At 74.2% G+C, this 4927-nt stretch carries 5 protein-coding genes and 1 pseudogene; 3 read left to right on the top strand and 3 right to left on the bottom strand.

Annotated features, from left to right (window positions below; genetic code table 11):
• From ACTHMS_RS07485 to ACTHMS_RS07475, 3 genes and pseudogenes are all read right to left on the bottom strand, one after another.
• Window positions 1-772, bottom strand: a pseudogene (locus ACTHMS_RS07485) (PucR family transcriptional regulator); the annotation flags it as partial.
• Window positions 773-831: 59 nt separating this feature from the next.
• Window positions 832-2004: an acyl-CoA dehydrogenase family protein gene (locus ACTHMS_RS07480; protein WP_440306037.1), complete on the bottom strand. Its 1173-nt coding sequence runs from the start codon at window positions 2002-2004 to the stop codon at window positions 832-834.
• Window positions 2005-2047: 43 nt separating this feature from the next.
• Window positions 2048-2803 (bottom strand): M14 family zinc carboxypeptidase, encoded by a 756-nt coding sequence (locus ACTHMS_RS07475; RefSeq protein ID WP_440306036.1) that lies wholly within the window; start codon window positions 2801-2803, stop codon window positions 2048-2050.
• 42 nt (window positions 2804-2845) lie between these two features.
• Here ACTHMS_RS07475 and ACTHMS_RS07470 point away from each other — a divergent pair, with 42 nt between their 5' ends.
• The 3 genes from ACTHMS_RS07470 to ACTHMS_RS07460 all read left to right on the top strand — a co-directional run.
• The gene (locus ACTHMS_RS07470) at window positions 2846-3358 is read left to right on the top strand and encodes a MarR family winged helix-turn-helix transcriptional regulator (RefSeq protein WP_440306035.1); all 513 of its coding nucleotides are present in this window, start codon (window positions 2846-2848) and stop codon (window positions 3356-3358) included.
• A 20-nt stretch (window positions 3359-3378) separates the two neighbouring features.
• A complete protein-coding gene (locus ACTHMS_RS07465; protein WP_440306034.1) occupies window positions 3379-4008 on the top strand; it encodes an FMN-binding negative transcriptional regulator in 630 nt (209 codons plus the stop codon).
• A 54-nt stretch (window positions 4009-4062) separates the two neighbouring features.
• On the top strand, window positions 4063-4927 hold an 865-nt coding region (locus ACTHMS_RS07460; RefSeq protein ID WP_440306033.1), incomplete at its 3' end, for an AfsR/SARP family transcriptional regulator.

Here is a 4927-nt window from a genome sequence, read left to right as displayed (position 1 = left end):
ACGTCAGGACCCCGGCGCCGCCCACCGCGGCGCGGCCGAGCCCGAGCCCCCACGCCCCCACGGCCGGACGCGCCGACTCGAGGCCTGCGCGCAGTTCGGCGCTGACCTGCTCGACCGCGGCGCGGTCGGGGGCGGGGAAGACGACGACCAGCCGGCCGTCCTTGGTGGCCAGCAGGGCCTGCGCGTCGCCCTTGCGGCCGAGGATCGCCCGCTCGAGCCGCGTCAGCAGCGGCTCGCCGTCGTCGAAGGGCCGGTCGGCGCTGATCACGGCCACCGCGTGCGGGCCGGCGAGGTCGAGGCCGAAGCCGGTGGCGCGGTGCAGCAGTCCGACGACGTCGGCCGCGCCACCGAGCAGGTCGTCGATGAACTCGCGCCGCGCCGCCTCCTGCGCGCGGACGAGCGCACGGCGCGCGAGCTGGAAGCCCTCGGTGAGCTGGGCGACGACGTCGTCGGCCGCGTGCAGCATCACCTGGCCGGCCGCGACGACCGCCTGCGGCCGCCGGTCGGCGTGCTGCACCGCGGGGAGCTCGGGCCACACCCGCCATGCGGCGGAGAGATACAGGTCGAGCAGTGCCCGCAGCGCCACACCGCGGCGCGCGGCCCGCTCGCCGAGCGACCGGTAGGCGCGCAGCCGCGCCGCGGGCAGCGGCGTGCCGGCGTCCACCGCCGCGACGAGCACCGGCAGGAAGTCGCCCAGGTACTCGACCGGCACGCCGCCCGCGTCCCGCGCCGCCTCGTCGGCGACAGCTGCCAGGGTCTCGTCCGCGATCATGTGCAGACCCGCCGGAGCGCGCCCGCGTGTCTGCACATGATCCACATTGGGGCGCGCGGTTACCGGAAGGCGTCGAGCCCGGTGAGCTGCGAGCCGATCACCAGCGTGTGCACCTCGTGCGTGCCCTCGTAGGTGTAGACGGTCTCGAGGTTCACCGCGTGCCGCAGCACCGGGTACTCGGTGGTGATGCCGCTCCCGCCGAGGATCGAGCGGGCCTCGCGGCAGATCTCGAGCGCGCCGCGGACGTTGGCGAACTTGCCGACGCTGATCTGGTGCGGCTTGATGCGGCCGGCGTCCTTGAGCTCGCCCAGCCTGCGCGCGGTGAGCTGCAGCTGCTGCAACTGCACGGCCATCTCGGCCAGCTTGCGCTGGGTGAGCTGGAAGCCGGCGATCGGCTTGCCGAACTGGGTGCGGCTGCCGGCGTACTCGAGCGTGGACGCGAGCGCGTCACGTGCGGCGCCGGTGACGCCGTTGATGATGCCGAAGCGCGCCTCGGTGAGGCAGCCCAGCGGGCCCTTGAGGCCACGGACGTTCGGCAGCATCGCGTCCGCCGGCAGGCGCACGTCGTCGAAGAAGAGCTGGCTGGTGACCGACGCACGCAGCGAGATCTTGTGGTGCACGTCGGTGGCGGTGAAGCCGGGCATCCCCTGCTCGACGAGGAAGCCGCGGATGCCCTCGTCCGTGCGGGCCCAGACGACCGCGACGTCCGAGAGCGAACCGTTCGTGATCCACATCTTGCCGCCGTTGAGCACCCAGTCGTCACCGTCGCGGCGGGCGTTGGTGCGCATCGAGCCCGGGTCGGAGCCCGAGTCGGGCTCGGTGAGGCCGAAGCAGCCGATCAGCTCGCCGGCCGCCATGCCGGGCAGCCAGCGCTGCTTCTGCTCCTCGCTGCCGTAGGCCCAGATCGAGTACATGGCGAGCGAGCCCTGCACGCTCACCAGCGAGCGCAGGCCGGAGTCGACGGCCTCGACCTCGGCGCAGACGAGCCCGTACTGCGAGGCCTTCGCACCCTGGCAGCCATAGCCCTCGAGGTGCATGCCGAGCACGCCGAGCGAGCCGAACTCCTGCGCCAGCTCACGGGCGGGCAGCGTGCCGTCCTCGAACCACTGCCGGATGTTCGGCCGGAGCCGGTCGTCGGCGAACTTGCGGACGGTGTCGCGAAGGAGGCGGTCGTCGCAGTCCAGCTCGTCGTCGAGGTCCAGCAGGTCGAGGCGGTCGAGCGCGTCGCTCATGGGGAGGCTCTCCTTGGTCCGGTCGTCGTTGGCGCGGCTGCCCTCAACGGTAGTGCCCGCCGAGCGCCCGCAGGACGCCGATGCGCGCGGTGCCGGTGACCCAGCGCGGGCTCGGCGCGGCACCGAACTCGACCGTGATCGCGGCGCCCCAACCCCGGGCGGTGTACCAGCCGGTCATGTTGCCGTGACAGGTCGACCAGCACCGGAACGCCTTCTCGGGCAGCCCGAGGTCGTGCGCGAGCCGATCCCGGAAGGCCGGGTCGGTGGCGCCGCCGTCGGTGGTGTCGACGCCGTCGAGCGGTTGGTGCAACGAGACGATCCAGTGCGGACGCAGCAGCCGCAGCCACGCCCACACCGCCCGCGTCTCGGGCTCCGACCCGGCCCGCGGCCCCGAGTAGTACTGGCCCGACAGTGCCGCCCACCGGTAGGGGAAGTTGCGGTTCAGGTCGACCCCGTGCGCGTTCTGCCGCGTGTGCGCCGCGGCGCCGTCGGGGTTCATCGTCGGCACGACCCAGAGGTTGACCCCCGCGAGCGGGTGCGGCGCGGCGAGTATCGCCGCGACCAGTCGCGGCCCGGCCGGTTCGTCGCCGTGCATCTGGCCGATGATCACCGAGACGCGCCGCACCCGCGGGTCGCCGAGGTGGTAGGCCATGATGCGCCGCCCGTCGACGCTGTGCCCGAGCACCTTCGAGCCGAGCACGAAGCGGCTGACGGCGGGTGCCGCGGCCGCCGGTGGCGGTGCGCCGAGCGCGACGAGCGGGCCGAGGACGAGCAGCAGCACGGCCGCGAGTCGGGACATGATCAGACGGTAGCCGCGGCCACCGACAACTAGGCTCTGCGCATGCCGAAACGGTTGGAGTTCGACCCGATCCAGCGGGCCGGCGAGCTGTGGGAGCAGCACTGGCCCGACGAGGACGCCGGCGTGTACGCGTCCATGCGCGCGGTCACGTCGATCATGCGCGCGCACCAGATCCTCATCGCCGGGCTCGACGCGATGCTGCGGCCGTTCGGCATCACCTTCCGCCGGTACGAGGCGCTCGTGCTGCTGACCTACTCGCAGGACGGCGCGCTGCCCCTGTCGAAGCTCGGCGAGCGGCTGCAGGTGCACGCGACCTCGGTGACCAACGTCGTCGACCGGCTCGAGGCCGCCGGGCTGGTGACGCGCACCCCGAACCCGCGCGACGGCCGCGGCACGCTCGCCGTGATCACCCCGGCCGGCCGTGAGGTGGCGCGCAAGGCCACCGAGCGCTTCAACGAGGAGCGTTTCGGCATGGGCGCCATGCCGAAGGAGGACCTGGACGCGCTGTTCACCGTGCTGCGCGACCTGCGGCGCGACGCCGGGGATTTCGCCTGACCGGGCCCTAGGGTGGCGTCGTGTACGTGCCGCGGTTCAACGCCTGGGACGACCGGACCGAGCTCCGGGCCTTCGTGGCCTCGGTCGCGACGGCCGAGCTCATCACCACCGGCCCGGACGGCTATCCGCTCGCGACGCGGCTGCCGATCCTGTGGCGCGCCACCACGGTGACCGCGCACGTCGCGCGGGCCAACCCGCACTGGCGGGCGATCGCGGCCGGTACCCCGGCCTTGCTGGTCTGCACCGGGCCGGACGCCTACATCTCGCCCTCGTGGTACGCGGCGAAGGAGGAGCACGGGCGGGTCGTACCGACGTGGAACTACTCGGCCGTGCACCTCGTCGGGCGGGCCACCGCGCACGACGACCCCGAGTGGCTGCGGGCGGCCGTCAGCGACCTCACCGACCATCACGAGGCCGGCCGTCCCGCGCCGTGGCGCGTCGCCGACGCCCCGACCGACTACCTGCGGCGGCAGCTGCGCGCGATCGTCGGCATCGAGGTCAAGGTCGAGCGCGTCGAGGGCAAGGCGAAGCTCAGCCAGAACCGGTCGGACGAGGACCGCGAGGGCGTCATCGCCGGCCTGCGCGCCGAGGGCACGCCGGACGCCTGGGCGGTCGCCGACGCGATGGGGCGCATCGACCCGCGCTGGTGACCCACTCGCGCTGATCGGCTCGCCGCGGCGGCCCGGCGGCTCTAGTCTGCGCGCGTGTGGTGCGGGGTGCTCGGTGCCCTCGTCGTCCGGCGCGACGACGGCACGATGCTCTCGGTCGGCGGTTCGGCCCGCCGGCTGATCTTCGGCGCCCTGCTCAGCCGGGCCGGGCAGACCGTGGCCGCCGAGACGCTCATCGAGGACGTGTGGGGCCAGGCGCCGCCGCGCACCGCGGCCAAGACGCTGCAGAGCCACATCGTGCGGCTGCGGCACGACCTCGGCCGCGACGACGCCGGTGCGGTGCTCATCACCGAGCGCACGGGCTACCGGCTCGCCCTCGGCCCCGACGACCTCGACGCCACGCAGTTCGAGACCGGCGTGCGCTGCGGCCTCGATCGCGCCGCTGCCGGCGACACCGCCGCGGCGCTCGCCGACCTCGACGCCGCGCTCGGCCTGTGGCGCGGCGAGGCCTACGAGGAGTTCGCCGACGCCGGGTTCTGCGTGGCCGAGCGGGTGCGGCTGTTCGAGCTGCGCGCGCACGCCGACGAGCGCCGCACCGACCTCGTGCTCGACCTCGGTGGTGCGGCCCAGGCCGTGCCGCTGCTCGAGAAGCGGGTCGCCGCGGCGCCCTACCGCGAACGCGGCTGGGAGCAGCTCGTCGTCGCCCTCTACCGGGCCGGTCGGCAGGCCGACGCCCTCGGTGCCTACCGGCGGGCGGCACGGGTGCTCGCCGACGACCTCGGCATCGAGCCCGGGCCGGCGCTGCGCGAGCTCGAGCGCCAGGTGCTGCAGCAGGACGACCGGTTGCTCGGCCCGTCGGCGGGGCCGCGCACGACAACCGTGCTGCGCGCGCCGGCACCGGCGTCCGACGTCTGCCCCTACCGCGGGCTGGTGACCTACACCGACGCCGAGACGGACCTGT

The sequence above is a fragment of the Jatrophihabitans sp. genome (assembly GCF_051960575.1).
Taxonomy (GTDB): Bacteria; Actinomycetota; Actinomycetes; order Mycobacteriales; family Jatrophihabitantaceae; genus JBQCEE01.
Note: the sequence above shows the minus strand (reverse complement) of the source record. Positions and strands in the feature narration are given on the sequence as shown.

Excerpts from the sequence above, each read along its gene's own strand:
- ACTHMS_RS07480 (WP_440306037.1), bottom strand. The coding sequence starts at position 2,004 with ATGAGCGACGCGCTCGACCGCCTCGACCTGCTGGACCTCGACGACGAG.
- ACTHMS_RS07475 (WP_440306036.1), bottom strand. The coding sequence starts at position 2,803 with ATGTCCCGACTCGCGGCCGTGCTGCTGCTCGTCCTCGGCCCGCTCGTC.
- ACTHMS_RS07470 (WP_440306035.1), top strand. The coding sequence starts at position 2,846 with ATGCCGAAACGGTTGGAGTTCGACCCGATCCAGCGGGCCGGCGAGCTG.